We start from the raw sequence: 397 nt of genomic DNA on the forward strand, positions 1-397 counted from the left end.
CCGGATCAAAGGATATTTGCCGCCTCCCCGGAGCTTTTCGCAGGCTATCACGTCTTTCATCGCCTCTGACTGCCAAGGCATCCACCACATGCACTTAATTACTTGACTATACAACCCCAAACAGTCGTCAACACCTACAAGTGAGTGTTGTCCGTGCGATTCTTCATCGCTACCATCTGTTGTCTGTGTACTTAAACACTGTACAGCTTCAATCTAAATTCATATACCAAAACGCTTGATTCAGTTAATTTGCTAGTTCTCAATTCATTCAGATTAATTGCTTAATCTAAACTCTTGAGTGAACAATTTATTTCAGACTCAATTTTGCCAATCTGTTAATGAATAAACACGCCTTCGTCAGGTCATGCTTAATACCGTGATACTTAAATCACAGAAG

1 rRNA gene is annotated in these 397 nt (G+C 40.6%); it reads right to left on the reverse strand.

The annotated features are described in order from the left end of the window. Nucleotides 1–108, reverse strand: a 23S ribosomal RNA gene (locus ACH8JV_RS19535); the annotation flags it as partial. Between the last annotated feature and the right edge of the window lie 289 nt (nucleotides 109–397).

It is taken from the genome of Acinetobacter sp. ABJ_C5_2 (assembly GCF_044538485.1).
GTDB lineage: Bacteria > Pseudomonadota > Gammaproteobacteria > Pseudomonadales > Moraxellaceae > Acinetobacter > Acinetobacter nosocomialis_A.